The organism is Algibacter sp. L1A34 (assembly GCF_009796805.1).
Classification (GTDB): domain Bacteria; phylum Bacteroidota; class Bacteroidia; order Flavobacteriales; family Flavobacteriaceae; genus Algibacter.
On the sequence record NZ_CP047029.1, the window covers coordinates 23,242 to 47,590 of the forward strand.

The following is a 24,349-nucleotide window of genomic DNA, read 5'->3' on the forward strand; positions in this document are numbered from 1 at the left end:
ATTATAGAGATATATGATAAGCTATCGGTAAAAACCTATAACTTATAACTCTTTAAAGGGCTTTAAAACAAACAAGTAAGAATTCACTTTATCATAAAAAGGAACAATCTAAAATTTAGACCATTCCTTTTTCAGTAAAAAAAACAATAAAATATATTTTTAAAATATTGGTGTGTACTTCACTTTTATGTGTCCACTACTTACAGGTTTAATAAAATCGACACCAATTCTAATGGCACCTTTACCTTCTCGTAATGCTTTTACAGGTACAGGTTCTGGGGTTATTTTAATAGCGCCACCTTCACTGGTAATTTCAACCTTTAATTTTTCGTTTTTATTGGTTAAAATTAAAGTGTGGGCATCTACAATCTCATACTTAGAATACGTCATGATAGCCGTTCCAAAACTAACTGGTATTGTCGTTTTAAAATCGTCTTGAATCGTTATAACTCCCTGTCCAGACTTTGCATTTACCATCGTTCTTTTCAAGGTTTCTAATTCTGAAATTTCATAAGCTGGTTTTAAATCCATAACCACTTTATCCCAATTTTCCTGAAAATCGGTTTCCAAAATAACTCCCTTAAATTCCCTGCCATTAGCTTGTAGTGTATTATTTATTCTTGGCACCGGGTGTCCCCAAGAGCTTCGAGCAGGGTTTGTTTTAGAGAAAGAGCCCGCGATATATGATGGCGCTCCAATATCACCAGAAATTAAATCTTTGTTTAAAACAATAATATAAGTCCCCACATCACTATGGTTATGATTCTCTGCATTGTGTCCCGCTTTTATAGCTATTGAAAAAGGCACCTTTTGTTTACCACGGGATATCACCATTCCAAAATCGTCGAAATACGTATGTCCTTCTAAATCTGAATTTTGTTTTTCATTTGAACTATTCACACTAAAAAGTTCTGGATTATTCCAAGCAATAAGTTGCTCTACAGCTTCTTCCATTCTAATTTCCGAAGGTTTTTTAGCGCCATAATGTTTTGAAGATAAAACCTCGGCAAAATTACTTCCGCTACTTGATGTATGAGACACACCATCGGCAAACGGGGCACATGTTCCTTTTTGTATTTCGAAATGCTCCGGAAAATTACCGACTCTTCTTAATTTTTCTGGATTATCGAAATTGAATAAATCTATTTTCCCTTCCGTATAATCTGATAGCATTTGAGCGATATATAAATAATGATTAAAACCATAACCCCAGTAGCCTAAACCTTCTGAACAATAGCCATCATCACCAAAACCGCCTATATAATATTTCATACTATTTATTGAAGCCCCAACCGCTGCTAAACGCTCCTCATAACTTCCAGAATTGGTAATAGAAACTAACAAAGCTCCACTTGTACATACCGAATTCCAGTTACTAGTGCCATCAATCCAATGATTATTTTTATCAGAAATTTTACAACTTTTTAAATAGGTATCCGTAATACGCCATTGCAATTGTTTTTTAATTTCTGCACGTAATTCCTCCGAAATTTCTTGATCTAAAAGCGATTCCGCTATAGCCAAAACGCCACCAAATTTACGAGCTCCTAAATCTATTGAAACTCTTTTTCCTTCTAAAACACTGTTATTGTTATCATCATGATTAGGATGCATCCACGATTTCATATCCATAATAGCTTGTATATAGGTTTTTATTTGAGGTAAAAAACGTCCTTTATTTTCTAAACATTCCGCTAGAATAAAACGTTCTAATCGATCCATAGTACGGTAATATCGAGGTTTATAAATACCCCGATTGCCTTCCTTATTGGCGCGTTTATAAATCTCGTCGGAAATTGGCACTTCCGGTGCTTTATCTAATTCGGTATTGGCTTTTTCAAGATAATCTTGAGCCGATTTTGTAGCAGCGACCTTATCCCAATACACTCTATCAGATATTTTTGGAGCAGGTTGATAAGCTTCAACTGGCATCACGGTTTTAAGTAGTTCTATTTGTGCTTCCGAAGGATAAATTTGATCTCCATCAGCCTTTTTTAAATAGGCTATTATATCTAACTGCTCTGTTTTTAATTCTTGCTTTTCATTACAACCTATCAAGGATAATGACATAAACAAAAAACTATACTTTAAAAGATTTTTTATCATTGCATTTTTTATTTTTCTATAAAAGCTTCTATAGGAATTACTTCATCAAATTCTTTAATTTTTATATTTCTATAATAAATCTCGGCAGTTTCCGATTGAAACCCAATAATACCCTCACTTGGTTTTAAATTAAAAGCCATGTTTACAATCTCTCCGTTTAGTTTATGAATGGTATATTCTCCTCCCATTACAATAATTTCGCATACATTCCACTTATTATTTAAGGCATTAAAATTGGTTGTTGGAGACGCTAAATGCATCCAATCGCGTTTAATTTCCGGCACACCACCGTTCTCCGGACTTAAAAAACTTTTACCGTCTTTAGTGCAATACCAATCATAATCTGCTCCCGACGGACGAATTAAATCCCCAGTATGATTCAAGCCTGTTTTATGATTGTAACGAATTTGATATTCAATACCAATAGGCCAAACTTTATCGTCTGTAACGTGGTAATAAACACCTGCATCGTATTGCCAACGATCAAAATTATTCGTTATTTTTTCACCCCATTTATATTCAAATCTAAGAATGTATTTACTATATTTTTTGTTGGTATAAAAAAGTCCGTGTGTTGCGTTTTCACCTGTATTAAGATTTAAACTATCGGGCATATCTTTAAAAACATGCACGCCTTTTTTTTCAATGGCATATACTTGTTTAGCCATTTCTGCATCGCCATTTTTTAATTTAAGATGCCACCCCTCCCAATTTTTACCATTAAAAATTTTATGGAATCCTTTCTTTGATAACGGGTTCGGTTGCGCATTTGTAACTCCAGTAATTAAAGTTAGTATTACCCCTATAAGCATTGACTTTAGTGCTGTTTTTATGTTCATTTAGTTTAAATTTGGTGATTACAGTTTATTTAAAATCCCTTTTAACAGGAGCTTCTTTTTATCGGTTTATTTTATAGTTATAATCTGCTTCGCTACAATTTCTGCTGAAGACTTCCCTATTTGAATTTCATAACGTCCAGGATTCATTACATATTTTTGTTTTTTAACATCCCACCATGTCATATCATCCATTGAAAAATTCAATGCAACTTTTTTAGTTTTCCCTTTTTCAATAGAAACTCTTTTAAAAGCTTTTAGTTGACGAATGGGTTGATAAACTTCAGAATCCAGATTGCTAACGTATAACTGAACCACATCATCGCCATCCATAGCTCCTGTATTCTTTACATCGAGTACAGCTGTTACTTGTTTTTTATCCTGTGTCACCTTTAATTCTGAATAATCAAACGATGTATAGCTTAAGCCATAACCAAAGGGATAAGTCACATTATCCTTCATATACATATAGGTTCTTCCTTTACTAATTTCGTAGTCTTCAAAATCTGGTAATTTATCGGGATTTGTATAAAATGTAATTGGAAGATGCCCAGAAGGACTTACTTTACCAGTTATTAATTCGGCCAAAGCATAACCACCTTCTTGCCCAGGAAACCACTGTAAAAGAATAGAAGGCACCAGCTCATTAAGCTCAGACAACTGCACTACCGTACCACCATTAAGCACCACCACCATATTAGGATAAATTGCGGCCAATGCTTTAATTTCTTTCATTTGATCTTCTGGCATAATAGAATTCATTCTATCATGAGATTCTTTGGACATTCTCCAAGTTAAACCACCCACATAAATTAATAACTTATCTTCTGGATTTTCTATATTAACTTCCTCTTGTGGTTCAATCCACTTTAATAATGCACGAGCAGGCTCTACCTCATCATTGTAATATTCCACCTTTAAATCCACTGATTTTCCAGCTTCTAAATACAGCCCTTTGGACTCTATAGTATTAGAAGCTTTACTATGCCAATTATCAAGTACTTTTTCTTCATTTATCCAAACACGTGCTCCACTTAAAGCTGTCATTGAGAAATAATGAATTCCTGTACGATTTGGAGTTAATTGAGCCGTCCAACGTGCGGAAAAAGTTGGTTGTGGAATTTCGGGATCAATATGTGCCAATGGTTTTGGTAAATCTAAATTAACAGAGCGATCTGTTCTTACAGAAATAGGTTCACCTGCAAGTTTTTTACCTGCAAAATATTCCCCTTTTACACCTTTAGTATTTGGTTTTCCTAGAACATTTAAATTCCCTTCAGGGATAAATAACCACTTTCCGCCTAACTGACTTTTAATTTCATAACGATCCCCTGCTAAGACTTTCATTCCTAACATAGGCGTTGCAGCAATACCTGCAGCATTTCCGCTATAAGCCCCAAAAGGCGCATCATTCACATAAGGTCCAGCAAAAAGAATAGATTTATATTTTTCTGGTGTAGCAGGAAGTACATTTTTTTTGTTTTGTAATAGCACGGCGCCTTCACGAGCTATTTGTCTGGCAATTGCGAGATGATGCTCTGACCCAATAACATCTGTTGATATTTTAGTATAAGGATTATCTTCATCCGAACGTAAAAGTCCTAATTTAATACGGGTTGCTAGATTACGAATTATTGCTTGATCTAAATCCGATTCTTTCATCAAACCTTGTTGAACCGCTTGCTTAGACCATTCCCTCTCGTTTACTTCCGAAGCTCTATCCGAGCCTGAATATAAATCGACACCAGCAGTAATCATCATCATAGCAGCTTCTGCCCCATCTTTAGCATACTTATGTTTTTCAACCATATGCCCAGGCACTCCAACATCGGTTACCACGGTACCATTAAAGCCCCACTCATTACGTAAAACATCTGTTAACAACCATTTATTAGCCGAACAAGGCACGCCATTTAAACCATTATACGAAGACATTATAGATTCAACATCTTCTCGTGCAATCACATCTCGATAGGCCGGAAAATAATATTCACGTAATGCACGTTCTGATACATCTGGACGCACATGCAAACGATTATGCTCTGTGTTATTCACTACAAAATGCTTAATAGTTGCTACAGTTTTTAAATAATTTGGATCGTCTCCTTGCAAACCATCTACAAATGAACATGCTAACTCTGTTGTTAAAAAGGGATCTTCACCATAGGTTTCTTCGGTACGTCCCCAACGCGGATCCCGCGCCATATTAATAACAGGACTCCATAATGTTAGACCGTGGTAACGTTTTGTTTTATCGGCTGCAGCATCGGCATTGTTTAATGCGCGAGCTTCATCACTAATTGCCGTGGTCATGTCTTTAATTAAATTAGGATTCCAACCGGAAGCCATAGAAAGCGGCACAGGAAACTGAGTAGCTTCTCCACGACGCGCTACCCCATGTAAGGCTTCATTCCACCAATTATAGCCTGGAATATCTAGACGCTCTATAGGCAAACTATTCATTTCAATTAACTTGACTTTCTCTTCTAAAGTCATCTGCTTTACTAGTTTTTTTGCTTGCTTAGTTGCACTAGCATGGAGTGCTGTTCGATCTTGAGCCACAACGGACTTTACGACAAACATAGCAACACAATAGACTACCATCAGAATATATTTTCTCATAACTATTTTATTTATAATACTTTTATCATTTCCTAATATTTGCATCAATAAGACTTTGGAGCACTCCTGGGTATGCCTGCACTTTGTCTTTTACACCACTCCCATTTGTAATAGAATCTCCTAAACAAATAATTTTATTATAGGCCTCTAAAAGACTATTCTTTTTTAAATATTGAAAAACCAATTCAGCTATAAAGTGATACCCTAATACTGTAGGATGTACACCATCTCTCGCGCCACTATTCATAGCGTTTCTAAAGAATAGGTCTTTATTATGTTTTGGCACATTTAAATTAACAAAAGCCTGATAAACGTCTAAAAAATAGACTTGTTTATCCAATGCTATTTTAGAAACAATACCTCTAATTTTATTTAATTTCTCGTTTGGAGATTCCTTAAATATTTCTTTATTATGACGTTCAAAAAGGTACACTGAATCTGCAGGTGGTGATGACATTAAAAGTACATCACTTCCAGATTTCTTAATTTTATCAACGAGCACCTTCATATTTTTGCGATACGTTTTATAAGAAATCATTTTTTTTGAATTCAACATATCGTTTGTTCCAACCATTAAAATCACCAAATCGGGCTTCTCATTTAAAACATCTTTTTCTAATCGTTTTAAAATGTTTGTTGTTGCGTTTCCTCCAACACCAGCATTTATAACAACCTGAGCATTAACAATAAAATTCGGTATAATACAAAAAACACTATATAGTATAACTTTAAAAATTTTCGTTTTTATCATTTGCACTTTCGATTAATAACTTAACACTTGCCCGTCGGCGATTAGTTTCTCTTTCAATTCATCATAAGACACTTCGTGAATATCTATATCTTCATCAAGAGCTAACGCAGCCAACGTTCCCGCGCTTTGACCTAAAATCATGAAAACAGGTTCCATACGAATAGAACCAAATGCAATATGTGAACTCGATACTGCTAATGGTACAATTAGATTTTTACATTCCTTTTGTTTTGGCAAAATGGTTCCTAAATGAATTTGATATGGTTCTTCGGCATCGACACCTAAATCTCCTTCGTTTTGAACATAACCATCTTTAGTAATATAACGTTGCACATTATGGGAGTCCATGGTATAAGACCCCATACCTATAGGTTTATCGACTTTACTTCTTCCTAAAATTTCATTTTCCGTCATTACAAAATCCCCGATCATACGTCTAGCTTCTCGCACATAAATTTGGTAAGGCCAATGATTATTATCCTGAAATTCATCTTTAGCAAGCCCCCATTTTTTAATGCTTTTTCTAAAGCGTTCTGGCACACTCTCATCATGTCCCCAGAAATAAAGTAACCCTTTATGATAGTTAATATGCTCTTCCAAAATTACTTTACGTTCTTCATAGGATGCTTCTGGATATTCATAATTCATACCAATATTATCTGAACTAAAAGGCCCTACATTATTAACATCTCGTTTATGATTTGGAATTTCACCGCCACCAAACATAGAATATCGACCGCCTTTAAACACACGCCTTAGTAGTTCATATTCTGCAGGGTCATAATCCTTTGGTTTTTCAAAAGGCACAACATTTCCTTCTGCATTGGTTGTACACAATCTGTAATTATATGCTTGCACTCGGTTATCTCCAGAACCTTGTTCTCCCGGAGGAGCTGTTGAAATACGCGGTAAAACACCACTTGTGGAGTCTCCTGGAATAACATAAGGGCTAATGTTTAACTCTTGAAAATTATGACTGTGATGATATACACCTTTCTGCACACCATTCCAAGTTTCATTATAAACACTATTAGCCTCCCGACCTACATGGTAATTTACATTAGCGGCAGCCATTAAATCACCTTCGTAAGTACCATCTACAAATATTTTACCTGTATATTTTTCACCTGTCAACATGGTGATGGACACTATTTTTCCATCTAATAATTCCACACCATTATTACGATCCAACCATTTATTTCTAATAACTTTAATATCATTATCGGTAACCATTTTTTCGAAAATATTCTCAGCTACGTGTGGTTCAAAAGTCCACATAGTTTTTAAATCATCATCAATAGCTGTTGTCCCTTGTCCTTCGTTTCCATATTCATTTCTAGGTTGCCAGTTCCACGCTGCTTCATCTTGATAATGGTTATAAACGCTTGTATAAAATTCTTTTGAAATACCACCAATCACTTCTTTATTTCCAAGATCGGTAAAACCTAAACCACTTGAAGATAGTCCGCCAATATGCTTTTCCGGACAAACAATTAATACAGATTTATGCATACGCTTTAATTGCACTGCTGTTGTTATCGCGGCCGAAGTTCCACCGTAGATAATAACATCGGCATCATATTCTTGTTTTTCTTCGGAAGACCCACAACTTACTTGAATTAAACTCACAACTAACATGAGTAAAAGCACTATTTTATTCCTATTCTTTACATTAAAATTGATCATAATTTCTTCCTATTTATTATCTCTAATTAATAATTTGATTGTCTTTTTAGAATCATTATAATCTCCATTTTTAGTAGCATCATTTAACTTTAAGCTATTGATGTTTTTTGGACTATAAAGATTAACGGTTGTATTGGGTTGTCCTTGAAAAATTAAATTAGGTTGCGCTCCAAAGTTTTCAACTAAGGCGGTATATTTAGATAACGCATGAATTAGCACTTGCCCATCACGACGCAAATAACTACCATGACCGATAAAGACTTCATTAACATTATTTATATTTGTTTTATCTGCACCTTCATCAAATTTTAAAACGGTGATATAAGCATCGGTTTCCCAGCCATCGATATTAATTAAGCTGTTTCTATGTTTTAAACTTCCATCTGCTAATAAATTAAAATATACTTCGGTCGTTTCACCTTTTTGAGTGATGGATACTTTTAAATAATCTTTGGTTTCATCTCGGGTAATCACCGGTAGATTATTTTCATTGTCATCATTCTCTAAAATAATGGCAGAAATAAATTTAGTTCTTGCTGTTTCTTCAAAATGACTGATAGACCAAAAAGGTTTTTCTTCTTCAGGGTGATGATCTTCATGCCCTATTTTTTCCGTTAATAACATGTGCTCAGGAAAATCGTGAGGACGTTCGCCTCCTGGAGGAAACGTATTTGGAAAAAGCGGACGTACTCTTATTTTAGCATCTTCATCTTTAATGGTTAAATCAATACCACCTTTTAAGGTAGATTCCCCATTGTAATGTAAAAACCATTCAAATTTCCCAGGTTCAAAAGCTAATAAATCGTCTATCACTAATATCACATCGCCTACCCAAATAAAATTTCGATAATTACGAGTTAAAATGTGTGAATAAGGTCCTGTAGCGTTTGCTAATAAGTATTTAAAATTATCGCCTTCAACTAAATTGTGCAACGACCCAGGATTAACATTTCCGAAATATGGATCCTTTCTGTTTTGCGCTTTTCCGTTGAAAAAAATCACATTATGAGCCTCACTTTGGCAATAAAACTCGGTATACAATGGACTTAAATAACTAGCACCACCAGAATCTATTATTAAATTTTTACCATTATGAAATAAAATATACGATCCAGCATCGGCATGTGCGTGGTTCCAAGTAAATCCAGATTTCACGGCTAACATAGTCGCATTATCATCCCAAGAATTTCTCATGGTTGCCCAGCCCATATCTTTATATAGATGAGATTTAGGACGGTTTTTTGAAAAACTTAAATTGTTAGATTTAAAATCGGGATTTAAAATTAAAGCTTCAGCCGAACTCGAATCTCTATTCTCACCGTTACTTATATGATTCATGTAATATTGATACCCTTCATTTTGATATCCTAAATTCCAAAGTAATCGCACTATTCTATCGCCAGTAGCAATAAGCCCAGAGTCCCCAAAATTAACAGCAAGATCTTCCCCTCCTTTGACATAATAGGTTGTATTGATGAAAAAATCACCAATTTTATCAAGTATTGGAGATTTATATATAGGGGTATTTGACCACACATTTTGATAAGCAGATAAAAACAACAAATATTGCGAAGCTGCATACGAAGCATAATTTATACTTTCATAAAAGCCGCCATCCTGATCAAAAGTGGGTGGTTTATTTTGCAATACACTTCCTGTATAATTAATCCACTCTATAGCCGATTCCTGAATTTCTTCGGCCCATTTTGTAGCCTCAGGAATTTCATTACGTACCGATAAAGACGTTAATCCAGACATATAAACACAGGCACTCCACCAGTTATGCCCCATAGTATCGTAGGTATGCATATTTTTTTCTGGCTCTAACCAATCCTCTCTTGCAGGTGTTATCCCCAAGCGCACAATATCTTTGGCGATGTCTTGCCGTTCTGTTTCCGATAGATAATTATAAATACAATCGAACCCCATAGCGATATCATAACTGGTATGCGAGGTTCCTAAACCAGCTTTCCATGCTGGTGTTCTTTTTAGCAACGTAGCGCCTTCCCAAGTTTTTTTGGAGGTATAACTAAGAAGTATTTCTTTTAATTTACTAGCAAATTTTTCTTCACCAGTCATTCTATAAACTAAGCCTAATAAAAGGCCATCCTTTGACTTTAATTTATCTTTTTTAAGTAAATCTTTGGCCATTTTATACTGTGTATTCCAATGATCCTTTACAGACTTATCATTAGAAATTTGATTTTTTAGTTTAGAAATATTGCTATCTGTGTATAGCAAATAATTTCTTTCCCGGGCCATGGCTGTTAATACAAAAAGGCAGCAAATAATAAATGGTATTGTTTTTTTCATTTAAAATAGAATGATTTTTTTATACTTTTAATACTATTCAATGATAACTAATTGGTTTAAAAAAACATATAAACCTATATTCATTGAATATAAATTATGAGTTATTCATATGGATTTATGAGGTATTTAGCTTTAAAATGGGATAAAAAAAAAGTCAAGATCTACTAAAATCACTTTTAGCAAATCTTGACTTAAATATTAAACTTTCCAATAAACGGAATCGTTCTATATCTTACTACAATTTAAAAGTAATAAATATAATTAAACATCGATTAAAATTCATTGAAGTGTGTTATAATAAAAAAAAATAACATGTTACAACTTAATGAGTTTTTTAACCGCTGTCCCTCGATCATCTGAAAATTTCAGAAAATAAATTCCAGAATTCAGGTTTTCCAAGGAGACTTCCTTACTGTTTTCAGAAAGAAAAAGTTGCGATTCCAAAACACCATTAATATTAAATATTTCTAAGGTTAAATTAGCCCCGTTAACAATCATCACTGCCTGATTTGCAGGATTTGGATATAGTTTTATTTCAGGTAAAGCGAAATCATTAACACTTAAAGTATTTGTTCCAAAAACTTCAACCTCAGCTAAAGACATTCCTCTATCTGATGTCTTTGATATTTTTATAATTCGACCTATTTTACTATCGACATCTATCCTTAATGGTCTAGAAGTTGGGTAACTAGCATAAAACTGAGTAAACACAATCACTTCATTTTCGTTTAAAACTTCTACAGTAAAATTATTTAAATCATTAACGTAATTACTGCCCGTTCTTCCATAAATCACAATTTCCTCAATGATTTTATCTCCACCTAAATTTACTTGCCACCATTTAAGCGTATTAGCCCCAGTACTTCCATGTTCGGTATGTGTTACCGAGCTTCCTCCATAATTACCATCAGTATTACCATCGTTACCACGAGCAGCATCTCCCTCGTATGCTGTGGTAGACTGAGAGGCAATCCCCCCATTTGAAGCTAAAGCCAGATTACTTAATTCAACCTTTTCTTGATGAAACTCAAACCAATCTAAATTGAAAGACCCATTTCCGAAATACAAATACACTTCGTGGGTACCAATAACATCTTGAAGTAGTGTTTCTGTAACCTCTTTCCAAACTTCCCATCCTCCTGTTTTGGGAACCATAGTTTTAGCTATTAAAGTGCCTTCTGTTGGATGGCCTAGCATAACATTTATAAATCCGTTTTCTACAGTTTCCTCGGTAGGATAACCTGCTATATTAAATGTAATTTGTGCAGGGGCTTCCGAAGTAAAATCGACACTACCATAACGAATCCATTCATTATCGTTTATCCCTCCTAGGTATTCATTATTTATTGGAACCACTCCAAACATATCACAATATGTTAATGCATCTATTTGAGAATATGCATTGTAATTTACACCGCTACATTCATCATTATTAAAAAAGAAATTATCCATATTTAAAAAAGAAGCTCCCGTCCCTTTAAAAACAAAATATAAATCGTGTGTTCCTGTTATTTCGGAAGCTGTATAGCTCGAGAATACTTCATAATTATCATTGCTCCCCGTATTCCCAACCACTACGGTTGTTAATAATGTCCCATCTACAGATCCACTTCTAACTTCAATAGTACCAGCGCTAGTAGAAGATGCTAAAACTTCAATTTCATTGTAAACATCGTCATTTCCAAAATGGACATTATTAAATCTTATATAATCGTCGTTATCAATATCTCCAATTGATTTATTAAAGATAGACAAATCATACACTGTTATTCCTGATGAAGCACAGAAATTCTCGGCACTTATTGGAAGAAACGGATTGTATGAAGCCTGAGAACAAGCGTCTTTATTAAAAGATAATTTATCCAAATTAAATAACCATCCTGTTTGGCTCACACTGGTGAATACAAAATAGATATCGGTTTCCCCGTTAACAACTTGATTTAAGTTTGCAGAAAACTCTAAATAATTAGATTCGCTACTGGTACTAGTTATGGGTATTGTCGCGAGTAAAGTTCCGGTATTACTACCTGTTCTAACTTCTATAGACACATCATTATGTATACTAGACAAGATGGCTTCAATTGAAGTCATATCAGTTAAATCAATAGCATTAAAATTTATCCAATCTCCTGTATGTATACCATAGACTTCTTTTATATTTGGATTACCATTTATTTCTCTAGTGCCTATACCAGACATGGTATCATAGCATTCAGCTTCAAGTTTGTTTACCGTATTATTACAAGGCTTTGTTGTAATACAATCGGTTAACTGAGTAATTGTATTATTAGATCCATTATCTTCAACTGGTCCACAAGAAAAAACATTACAATCTGTAGCACTCTCTAAAATCAAAGGATAAGGTGTATTGTTTGTAAATGTAATATTGTTAGCGTTTCTAGAAGGTATTGGCTCTACAGAACCTGCTAAAAACCTATTTGCAGGTCTTGTACCTCCTAACACAATTTTAATATCTGGATTATAGTAAGTTGTACCATCGTGTATTGTAATATTATGATTGGTTCCTCCTGCATAAAAATAAGGTGTATCTCCAATTTTAGGAATATAATTATCTAGGATAGTAACTTCATAAGAAGCGTTAGAACGAGAAATATCTTCTGATAGAATTGGCCCAACTGATGCATCTGCACGACAATTAATAACATCACCATCATTACCTAACCAAAAACCACCTTCGCAAGCAAGTGCTGTACAGTTTTCAATTCGTTTATTATCTCCACCTTCAGCTCCTGTATTTACACCTACGCGCATTTTAACAATGGTGCAATCTATAACTGTTGTATTTTCAGTACCTCTACTTACACCTGTAGAATCCCCATTAGAATCGTGTATAACTCCGGTAGAATAAGCTCTAATACCAGCTTCTTGAAGACTGAAGGTATAATCGCTTGTATGATCTTTTAAATTAAAACCCCAAACGGTTTCAAAATCTACATTATCCGCAGGAGAATCTGTACCTTCTTCTTGTAGCATTTCTCCAACGGTACGTAATTCTCCCTCAACATAACAACCTTCTATTATTGCATTATGAGAACCTTGTACAAATATACCATGGCCGTAAGCTCTCATAATAACACTACAATTTTTTATATGGTTTCTGTCTCCTCTAACCAAAATACCTGCATGTTTTTGATGAGCAATAACAGAACCTCCTCCTTTACCAAAAGTATCGCCATATCCATAAGGAAAAGAACCACTTACGGTTGTTTTAAAACCTTCTATTAAATTATCTGCACCATCAAGATGTATTGAACCTGCTCCTTTAGAAGGTACAGTCATCCCAATATCTTCCATGGTTAAATTCAAGTAAACATTATCATTTCCGGCTGCCCAAAACTCAATAATATCAGTGTTTCCGTATAATTTGAATATTTTAGTATCAATTTCAAATTTCACATCGGTAAAGTCAAATTTACAGTCATTTCCCGTAAACAGGAGTAATTTTGGATTTGAAAATAATTTATCTGGTCCGCAATTAGTTTCATTAAAATAATATGTCCCAGGAGTCATTACAAAATCTTCATCATTGTCTCCTAAGTGACTCCTTAACTCCGCAAGCGTATTTATTGTTGTTTGGGCTTCTAAGTGTCCAACCCATAAAAACAAGACTGGGAGAATTATTAATTGTATATATTTTTTCATTATTTGATGTTTTTTGTTGAAATTAAAGCATGAAAAAAAGTGTTTACTTAACACATAAACAACACAATATCAATGCTTTTAAAATGAATTTATTTTGATAGACATTTAGATTAAATACAAAAAGCCTCCTTATTCAACATATTGCCTAAGGAGACTTCAAGTTTTAATCAATTACTAATACTTATATTTTTTCTGGAAAAACCCCTTCTGTAGAGTTACTTTCAAATAAATAAGGAGAATCTACTACGGCTTTGTAAAACGTAGTGTAAGTATAAGTTCCTTCTGAAATAAAATCTGGAATAATTGTTTCATCCTCAGATTCATCAATTACTATAGTCTTTATAGCCCCATCTGTACTACTAATGTAAGTTAGTTCGGTTTTAATTAATAAATTATCAATAACCTCTCCATCAGTATCCGGAACTTTATTTGACACCCAAGTAATAATAGCTTCGGAATCAGAATAAGCGCTAGCTCCGGAATTTTGTCGAGCTTGTAGCGACTCCTTATATTCATCACCTAGAACTGTACCAAAAACATCATACTTTATCGATTTTCGGCCTTCTAGACCTTCTATATGAACAAAATACTCATTTCCTCCTTCTGGTAACTCTGCTTCCAGTTCATAAATTTCTGGTTCATAAACCGTTCTATTAATATCTAAAGTTGTAAGTATTTTTTCATCGTTATCTGTTAAATCATCATCAAATAAAGTAATAACGACTTTCTTTATTTTTGGATCTGAGTTAACAAATACTCTAAATAACAACTTATTATGCCCACTAGATACTGTAGACACAGAATCTGGCATAGCCAAACTTACTACGTTTTCAGGAACGTACTGTTCATATGTTTCAACCAAATCTGTATCCTCACAAGAAAAACACAGTAATACAGCTGTAAACACACCAATTCCTATAAAATTAGTGGTTTTATTCTTAAAATTATTAATCATAATTTTTATAATATTTTATTTTATTAAATTTTTATCGATTATCACCGTAGAACTCCATTTCACTAATGTGAAATAGTGAATTAGTTCTGTTCTGTGCTACTTTCTGAACAAATCTGATATAACGAACCTTAGGCATATCAGGAGAAATATCAAAATTAAATCCCGCTTCTGCAGCTTCAATATCTTCAGCTGTATTGTCATTATCTGGCTGTCCAGAGGGCTTTATAACCATAGCATCTTCTAATAAAAGTGTCCAACCATCAAAACTTCCGTCTGCATTTAAATGATCGCTACCCCAAAGATCAAATAACCAAGGATTTCCATGACGGTACATATAATTACCTAGTCTTGGCCAAAATTTAAATCTGTATACTTGAGATATAGAGCCTATATCTAATGTAATCATTGCAGGCGTAATAGGAACTCCATTATAAGACCAGTCTATATATTCTGGTAAAACTCCATCCGGATCTTTCCAGTTTGGAGGTGAGTGATATCCATTATCTCCTTTTGTTCCATCATAAACTCTTGGTAGTATCCAACCATAATCTGAAGGTGTGTCATGCGTTTGATAAACAGCTTGATAGTTAACCCTATCAAATAACTCTATATATAGCGGGGTTATTGTTGCCTTAATTTGACCACATTTATTGTTAAACCTATCTCTAATTATAAATACGAAATTGGTTTCTACAGCTTCTAATCCTAAAACTAAACGTTCTCCATCTTGAGCTGATGAATATACAGCATCCTTAAAAATTAAACCTCCAGACTCATTTTCAGAATAAATTTCGATAGTAACGTCGCCTTCCTCTGGGTTTTCCCACTTCAATCTAATTCCACCATAATCTGGTGCATAGGTTAATGTTCCACAAACGGATTTGTATGGAGGTTCTTCTGGGTTTATAACAACAGAAGCACCTACAGATTTATTTCCTGATTGATCAACAGCATATAGCGTTACATTATATTCTGAAGCTTCAGAAAAGCCTTCAACCGTTAAACTACTATTAAAGACTGATGATTTCACACTAGATATTTCTTCATTAGCCCCTCTCTGATATTCTGCAACTACATATAACAAATCTTCATCATCAGGAAGATTATATGTTATTTTTGATGCTCCCGCTAAATTTTCAACAGAACTTGCATCTACAACCACAGGACCGGGAGCGATACCATCGTCAGTAATTAACGATGACATCTTATCTTCTTCGCAACTAAATACAGTTGCTATGCACAGAAGCACTATAAATGACTTTAAATTTTTCATCATAATTTTATTTAATTGTTAATACTAATTTTTAATTACCAACCAAAAGCCTGATCTAAATTAGGGTTTGCTAGTATGTCATCTTCAGCTATAGGCCAAAAATAATCTCTTATTGAAAATTCTGTAACACCGTATTCTACTTGGTTATAAAAAGTTTCTGCCGTTGCTTTTTCATAACTCCAACCTCTCATTGACGTACTATTTAATAAAACGTGAGCTTTAAACCATCTTCTTAAGTCCCAAAAACGGTGTCCTTCAAAAGCTAGTTCTATTGAACGTTCTTGATGAATAATTTCTCTCAAACCTTCTTTTGTACTTGGCTTTGTTGGATTATTTGAAGACGTTGTCCAAGAAGCTTGAACTCCCTCTAAACCAGATCTTTCTCTTACATCATCAACATATTGAAAAACTTCTGCAGCAGGCCCTGATACTTCATTTAAACATTCTGCATACAATAAATATAAGTCTGCTAATCTATATACTGGCCATGAATAATTTTCAGCAGTAAAACTATTATTTCCTATTGCTGATTTATAGTGCACTAATTTTTTTGGCCAATATCCTGTTTGGTTAAATTGTCTTTCATTAAGGTAACCTGCCATACCACCATTCTTGGCATCTACAACAAATAAACTAGTGTCATCTGCTTCATTATTTACATCATAAGATAGAATACCATCTCCCGCTAAAGAGGCATAAAACCTAGATTCTCTATCTAAATGCAAACCAATTGTTTCATACCCTTGTTTTACATAAAACTTATTAGCTTCATCTCCAGTTTTTAAGTCGAATCTACTACTATAATCATAAGAACTATCTTCTTCTATAGGCACTCCATTTTTAGAATAAAATATTTCTGCCATATGCAATGGTATAGAATAATAAGAGTTGACTTGCCCTGAACTTGAACCTGAAAATTCATCGTCAATCCTTGCAAAACTATTATTTTGAATTGTATTTGTGGTTGGGTTAGCTTGCCCCCAAATAATCTCATTATTCCATCTATCTGTGATGGCGCCTCTAAGATTCATTTTTGTTATTGTCTCCTCTGATAAATTATATGCTGTTGAAAATTTATATAAATTATTACCTGCTTCATGCGCTAAGTCTATCGCTTCTCTACAAGCGTCTGCGGCTAATGTCCATTTATTAGCATCATAAGTTTGATTTATATATGGTGTTCCTGAATTATTAGTCCATGATGAGTATACAGAATTACCGTTTACCAAAGGACTAGCACTAAAAGCCAAAACTTTAGCTTTTAACATCGCAGCAATTGGTTTAGTGGCTCTACCAAGTTCTTCACCTTCCAAGGTTATACGTGGTGGTAAATTTTCTATTGCCTCATCTAAAACAGATACAATATAATCTACTACCTCATCGACCCCGTCTCTTTCTATACGCACCGAAATAACACCTTCACTTACTTCAATATTTTCATCGATAATAGGAATAGGACCATACATTTTTAATAAATAAAAATGATAATAAGCCTTTAAAAATTTAACTTCCGCAATCCATCTTGTTTTTTCATCTTCAGTCATATCCCTAACATCGCTAATTCTATTTAAGAAAATATTACAATCTCTCAACGCTACATGCGGCTCTAAGCGGCCTCCGTTTCCCCATAGATTATATATTGGATTTGCTTTTGATTGTTCTCCGATAGAAAGTCGCATTCCATCCCAAGTTTGATGTGTCCAAACCTCATCTCCCCCTACTAATCCAATATTACTATTTACATCAGAAAAATGTGGTAAATAACCATATAATGTATAAAAGAATTTCTTAGCATTCGCTCTATTATTAAAAACCAAATCGAAAGTAGCTACGTTATCTGGTACTATATCAATATAAGAATCACATGACATTATACATATGAATATTATAGAATATATAATTTTATTCGTTTTCTTCATTTTCTTTTTTTTATAAATTAACTCTAGCTCCAATGTTTACCGTTTTCTGTAAAGGATAATTTAATCCATTTCCTCTTAACTCTGGGTCCCAAAGTTTGAATTTACTCCAATGCACTAAATTTGTTCCACTGAGGTATAGACGCACACTTGCCTGACCGAATACAGCTCCGTTTTCTGGTTTAAAATTATACCCGATCTCTAAAGATTTTAATCTCATAAATGCTCCATCTCTCATCCACCAACTACTTGTTTGGTTATTGTTCTGTACAGCATAAGTAGACAAACGTGGCCATAAGGCATAAATATCTTGGTTCTCTTCAGACCAGTGACTCTCAGCAAAAGCTTGTAAAATTTGATTTTCAGAAATAGCATCTGGTAAATAATCTCCATTAGCATCAGTATCCGCAAATGGTGTTATTCCTGCTGAATCAATAAAAAAGGATACATTATCTAACCCTGCAAAAAATGCTGATATATCAAGGTTCTTGTACCCTACAGAAAATCCAAAACCATAACTTACTTCGGCTTGGGTAGGCTCTCCAATTGGAACTATATCTAAATTAGACACGATACCATCCCCATTAATATCTGTATATTTTATATCTCCGGGCATAACTTCCCCAAATTGCTGTTCTGGTGAATTAGCCACATCCGCATCATCAATAAATAAACGCTCTGCTACTAATCCATAAGCCTGATTGAAAGGGTTTCCTAATTTAGACAACCATGGTGTTGCAGATAAATCAGACTCCTCATATACAGTATATTCACTACTCGTTTTTACAAAATTCGCAGTCGCTTGCAACCACCAATCTTTATTAAAATTATGGTTTACCAATAATGTAAACTCAAAACCATTGGATTTTCCTTCACCTAAATTTGCTACTGGAGACGCTTGTAAACCTAAAAAAGAAGGTATATCCGAACGCGTTTGTAAAATATCAGTTGTTGTTTGTTTAAAATACTCGGCTTGCAATTGAATAGCATCTTTAAGAAGGTTTATTTCTAAACCATAGTTCTGCTTATAGGCTCTTTCCCAGGAAATATGAGGGTTTTCATATCTACTGATACTAACACCTGCACTAGATTCTTGACCAAAAGTTCCAAACTGAGCTCCTGCACCTGAATCATTTAAATTAACATTAGATAAATAGAAAAACCTATCATTACGATTTCCAATATTAGCATTACCAACTACACCATAAGACCCTCTTAATTTAAGCCTACTTATTAAATCTACATTATCAAAAAAGTTCTCATTAGATATTACCCATGCCGCTCCAACGGATGGAAAGAAACCGTACCTGTTTTTTTCAGCAAAACGTTCTGACCCATTATAACCAAAATTTCCTTCTATAAAATAACGTCTATCAAAACTATAAGTAAAACGGCCAGATAAGCCAACATTTCTACTAGGAAGTGATGCTTGCAAATCATCCGCATTTCCATCAACAGATTCTCTCAAAATACCAACCAATAAACCGCTAACGCTATGTTTAGCGTTAAAAGTTCTATCATAGTTTAATGCAGACTCAAAATAGATATTTCTATTAACAACTCTAGAGTCTTCATTCTCTGTAAAATTTAAATACTCTGTTCCCGAATCTGGGTTAAGACTAGTTAATGCATATGTATTATCTGCTCTATTATAATCAGTATCACCTATAGCATAATAATAAGGCTCATATTCCCTTGTAATATTATAAGAAGACGTACTTGTAATATTCCCCAATGCTCTCCATTTAAGCCCTTCCACAATACCTCCTAAGTCTTGTTTTACTTGTAAACTTAAAACATTTACAGATCTACTATAATCACGATATCCTCTTACTAATTCTGCATATGGATTTAAATAGCCGGCTAATTCTCCATCTCCAGTATCTACATTACCAAACAAAAGATGCTCTGTAAATTGGTTAGCCTCATCAGCCTCATAATAAGCTGGGTACCTTACAGGATTAGTTCTATTAATCATGTTATATACTTGGTTTCCTGTAGGTACGGGACCTCTATAATCATCTACTGTCGCATTTAAATTAACTATCAATTCTGTGCTTGAAGTTAAATCTATATTAACATTAGATCTTAAATTATAAACTTTATTATCAATGTTATTGTTATAATTTGCTTGATTATCAACTTTTAGTATCCCGTTATCTTGAGCAACAGAACCTGACACATAATACCTAGCTACTTTTCCTCCACCAGAAACACTAAAATTTAATCTTTGATTCTTAGTAAAATCTTGCAACAACTCATCTTGCCAATTTGTAACAGGGTAAACAAAAGGATTAATGTTACCAGCAAGAGTATTGTCTATCTTGTTTTGTAAATACGGTAACCTATCATTTCTATTTGGCGACACATTTCTAGTATTAACAGCGTCCATATGTAATCTTAAATATTCAAGTGGGTCTGCTATTTCTAAATTCTGAGTAGCCTGAGAATAAGTAGTTTCATACCTAACAGATACTCTTGGCTTTCCCAATTCACCTGTTTTTGTTTTAACAGCTATAACTCCATTAGCCCCTCTAGCTCCATAAATAGCAGTTGCTGTCGCATCTTTAAATACAGAAAAACTTTCAATATCATCTGGTGATATTCTAGCCAAATCGTCTGCTGTTAATTCTATATTATCTATTAATATTAACGGAGAAGAATAAGCTCCAAAAGTAGTTGCACCCCTAATAAAAAACTCTGCATTATCAGATCCGCCCCCAGGTTCACCAGAACTTTGAAAAGCAATAACTCCTGGAACCCGACCAGCAAAAGAGGCCGTTAAATTACTCGATGGTATTTTTAAATCTTCAGGTTTAACAGTAGATACAGCTCCCACCAAAGCTTCTTTCGTTTGCGTACCAAAACCAACTACAACAACTTCATCTAACCCAGTAAGGTCTTCTATCATTGTAATATTTAAAGTTGTAAAATTTCCAATTTTAATTTCTTGAGTTTTAAAGCCTATTGAAGAAACAACTAGAACTTCTCCTTTTTTTGCTATTAATTTAAAATTGCCATCAAAATCGGTTTGTGTACCTCTGTTTGTACCTTGAACGAGTATATTAACTCCAGGTATTGGTATCCCTTTTTCGTCAAGAACGATTCCTGACACTTCAATTTGTTGATAATCTTTGAGATCTATTTTATCTTCTTTTTCGGTTAGCTCTGCTGTAGTGGTTAGAAATGGAGTTTTTGCGTTAGCATAACCACTGACAATAAAGGAAGTACATATTAATATTGATTTAATCACCTTAAACCCCTTGTATTTATAAGGACGAAATAGATGAATTAAAGAATAAATTTTATTCATATTGTTTTGTTTAATAAAGTTAGTTGAATACTTTTTTGGTTTTGTATTAGTTGGTTAGTTTTTAGTTGTTCTTTTTCATATCTTATATTTTATTGATTAGTAATTAATTAACCTAAATAAAGGGCGATCCTACACTTATAGTTAAAATAAAGGTTAAACCTACACTTATTGTAGATACGCGAGTATTAATTATAACTTTTTCAGTATAAATTATAGCCGTTTTAATAAGATAAACCCCTAAATATTAGATGAATAATGTTTTTTTATCTAAAAAAAATAAAGAATATGACATTTATGTTTTAAGATTACTAAAAGGTGTTTAGAACTATAAAATTCTTACTTTGAACAATAAGTAATTTTATACACTGTATTTTTTGAAATTTTCATTGCTTTTTAAGCAAAAAAAAACATGATTATTACAAATGTTGTAATAATCATGTTTTTTTATTATAACTAATATAAAATATTAGTCTAAACTAATGATTTTATAATACTACTTCTTCAAAGCCTTCTTTATAGCCGCTTTAACCAAAGGCTCCATAATATCGTAACCATCACCATTGGGATGTACAGTATCTCTACCTAATTCCTTCTTCAAACCTTTTTCTTCATTTACCATTGGTGTGTAATAATCTAAATAAATAACCTTATTTTTTTTAGCATACGCTTTTATAAGTTTATTCAATTCAATAATTTTATCTGCTGGTTCAATAGATGGACTCCAAGAATAACTAGAAGCGGGTAACACTGAAGCTAAAATTACTTTTATCTTATTTGCTTTAGCTAATTCTGCCATAGAAAATATATTTGCAGCAATACGGTCTATACTTATATAACCTCTATTACCTGCAATATCATTGGTTCCTGCGGAAATCACAACAACTTTTGGTTGTAACTCAATAACATCTGGTTTAAACCTTAACAGCATTTGCGCACTAGTTTGACCGCTAATTCCTCTATTTACATAGGTAGGGTTCGCCTCAAAAAATGATCCGTGATCTCTTGTCCAATTATCTGTAATAGAATTCCCTATAAACACCACTCTTTTTTCATTTTTAATGGGTGCTCTTAATTCGGCATTAGCCTTTCTATATCGTTTTAAGTTTGCCCAATCTTCTGTAGGTATTAATTGTATTCTCACAACTGAAACCTGTGCATCAGGAGCATTCTCAGGTAATAAAACAGTTAATTTACCATCAATTAATTTTATTTTTATTTTTTTATCTGGTTCAGAAAGCAATCTTGCCTCTCTTGGTTTAATCGCTCTGTCTATAACCAATTTACCATCTTCTGGCCAATTAACAACATGTGCCAATAAAAAACCTTCTTCTCCTTCTGTATAGGCTCCCCATTCTGGTTTTTCATAAGGAATTGTTTGAGAAAACCCTATACCAATATTTAAAACAAAAGCAATTGTAAAAATTATTAGTTTCTTGTAAACATTCATCATTTTCTATATTTAATATTACTTTAGATTAAACAGCCAAACACTCCAAAAGCTCTTTGTCTGTTCATTCCTTTTTTTAATCAATCAATTCTATAATTAATTTGCTAACTCTATCTTTACAACAGAAACAGGAAGATCTGGTGCCAACATAGGCACTTCAACTATTACTTCTCTAGATGTTCCTAATGCTTTTAATTCTGTATCAGGATCAGTTAATAAAGTTACTTTTTTAAACTTAATATCTTTGTTAAGCTTTAACAATCCATCTTTTGGCCAGTCGAAAACATGAGCATAAACCACTCCATCTTTTTGAGTATAACGTCCCCATTTTGGTTTTGCGTATGGACTTGCTGAAGCGCCATAAATAGCTTCACCATTTTTCTTAGTCCACTGCCCCATTGCGTCTAAACGACGAATACTTTCAGCTGGAAATCTTCCGAAACCATCAGGTCCAATATTCAATAAAAAGTTACCTCCTTTAGAAACGATATCCACTAATTTTTCAATAAGATCTTCGCTACTCTTCCAGTTATTATCCGATGGTTTGTAACCCCAAGTTCCATTCATAGTCATACAAGCTTCCCAATCCGTATCAATACCTGTATCAGGAATTTCTTGTTCCGGTGTTCCAAAATCTCCTGCAAACTTTCCTGGGTGATTGTTCATACCATCCATTCCAGTTCTTCCTTTATCAACTCTATTATTTACAATAGTATTAGGTTGAATATCACGAATATATTTATAAAGATCCTTACCCATTTCTGTAGTATAATCAGAAATCCAATCGCCATCAAACCAAACCACACCAATATCGCCGTAATTTTTTAATAATTCACCCACTTGAGGTTTCATATAATTTTCATAATATTCAGGAAATTCCGGATTTACAACCGATGGATCATCATGTTGAGAAATGTTGTAATTAGGGTATAAATTCCCTTGTGCTTGTGGATGATGCCAATCTACAATAGAGTAATATAAACAAAACTTAATACCTTGTTTTTTACAAGCTTCAGATAATTCTTTAACAATATCACGTTTAAAAGGAGAGGTATCCATAACATCATAATCAGATACTTTTGAATCCCATAATCCAAAACCTTCATGATGCTTAGACGTTAATACAATATACTTCATCCCAGCATTTTTAGCCATAGACACCCAAGCATCTGCATCAAATAATTGAGGATTAAACATTTCAGGAAACTTCTCATAATCCTCAATCGTATAATCTAATTTATCCATCGCCCATTCGGCACCACCTCCGGCAATTTTAGTACCGCGTTCACCTCCAATTATAGAGTAAGCCCCCCAGTGAATAAACATCCCGAATTTAGAATCGCGCCACCATTCCATACGCTCGTCATCAGATAATTTTTTCTTACTGGAACTTTGAGCAAAACCTACATTGGTGTTTAACGCAACCACCAATGCTAGCAATAGTATTTTGTTTAAATTTTTCATTTTC

Annotated in this window: 13 protein-coding genes; all 13 read right to left on the reverse strand. The window is 33.7% G+C overall.

All coding sequences use genetic code 11. The features are described from left to right. Positions 1 to 159: 159 nt before the first annotated feature. The 13 genes from GQR97_RS00110 to GQR97_RS00170 all read right to left on the reverse strand — a co-directional run bounded on the left by GQR97_RS00110 (position 160) and on the right by GQR97_RS00170 (position 24,345). A complete protein-coding gene (locus tag GQR97_RS00110) occupies positions 160 to 2,070 on the reverse strand; it encodes a hypothetical protein (protein WP_199269891.1) in 1,911 nt (636 codons plus the stop codon). Positions 2,071 to 2,114: 44 nt separating this feature from the next. Beyond that, the gene (locus tag GQR97_RS00115) at positions 2,115 to 2,945 is read right to left on the reverse strand and encodes a DUF1080 domain-containing protein (RefSeq protein ID WP_158843861.1); all 831 of its coding nucleotides are present in this window, start codon (positions 2,943 to 2,945) and stop codon (positions 2,115 to 2,117) included. A 66-nt stretch (positions 2,946 to 3,011) separates the two neighbouring features. Continuing rightward, entirely contained in the window at positions 3,012 to 5,564 is a 2,553-nt protein-coding gene (locus GQR97_RS00120) for a glycoside hydrolase family 3 protein (RefSeq protein ID WP_158843863.1), read from the reverse strand. A 25-nt stretch (positions 5,565 to 5,589) separates the two neighbouring features. Then, positions 5,590 to 6,315, reverse strand: coding sequence for an SGNH/GDSL hydrolase family protein (locus GQR97_RS00125; protein WP_158843865.1), 726 nt, complete (start codon positions 6,313 to 6,315; stop codon positions 5,590 to 5,592). 12 nt (positions 6,316 to 6,327) lie between these two features. After that, positions 6,328 to 8,001: an FAD-dependent oxidoreductase gene (locus GQR97_RS00130; protein ID WP_158843867.1), complete on the reverse strand. Its 1,674-nt coding sequence runs from the start codon at positions 7,999 to 8,001 to the stop codon at positions 6,328 to 6,330. 9 nt (positions 8,002 to 8,010) lie between these two features. Then, positions 8,011 to 10,314: a heparinase II/III-family protein gene (locus GQR97_RS00135; RefSeq protein WP_158843869.1), complete on the reverse strand. Its 2,304-nt coding sequence runs from the start codon at positions 10,312 to 10,314 to the stop codon at positions 8,011 to 8,013. Positions 10,315 to 10,629: 315 nt separating this feature from the next. Beyond that, entirely contained in the window at positions 10,630 to 13,977 is a 3,348-nt protein-coding gene (locus GQR97_RS00140) for a carbohydrate-binding protein (RefSeq protein WP_158843871.1), read from the reverse strand. 181 nt (positions 13,978 to 14,158) lie between these two features. Next, the gene (locus GQR97_RS00145; RefSeq protein ID WP_158843873.1) at positions 14,159 to 14,932 is read right to left on the reverse strand and encodes a DUF4998 domain-containing protein; all 774 of its coding nucleotides are present in this window, start codon (positions 14,930 to 14,932) and stop codon (positions 14,159 to 14,161) included. A gap of 31 nt (positions 14,933 to 14,963) precedes the next feature. Then, complete coding sequence (locus GQR97_RS00150; protein WP_158843875.1) at positions 14,964 to 16,208, reverse strand: DUF5000 domain-containing lipoprotein; 1,245 nt, start codon at positions 16,206 to 16,208, stop codon at positions 14,964 to 14,966. 32 nt (positions 16,209 to 16,240) lie between these two features. Continuing rightward, the gene (locus tag GQR97_RS00155; protein ID WP_233267583.1) at positions 16,241 to 18,124 is read right to left on the reverse strand and encodes a RagB/SusD family nutrient uptake outer membrane protein; all 1,884 of its coding nucleotides are present in this window, start codon (positions 18,122 to 18,124) and stop codon (positions 16,241 to 16,243) included. A 10-nt stretch (positions 18,125 to 18,134) separates the two neighbouring features. Then, entirely contained in the window at positions 18,135 to 21,434 is a 3,300-nt protein-coding gene (locus GQR97_RS00160) for a SusC/RagA family TonB-linked outer membrane protein (RefSeq protein WP_158843879.1), read from the reverse strand. A 493-nt stretch (positions 21,435 to 21,927) separates the two neighbouring features. After that, positions 21,928 to 22,884, reverse strand: a complete 957-nt coding sequence (locus GQR97_RS00165; RefSeq protein ID WP_233267584.1) for an SGNH/GDSL hydrolase family protein — start codon at positions 22,882 to 22,884, stop codon at positions 21,928 to 21,930. Positions 22,885 to 22,977: 93 nt separating this feature from the next. Beyond that, the gene (locus tag GQR97_RS00170; protein WP_158843881.1) at positions 22,978 to 24,345 is read right to left on the reverse strand and encodes an alpha-L-fucosidase; all 1,368 of its coding nucleotides are present in this window, start codon (positions 24,343 to 24,345) and stop codon (positions 22,978 to 22,980) included. Between the last annotated feature and the right edge of the window lie 4 nt (positions 24,346 to 24,349).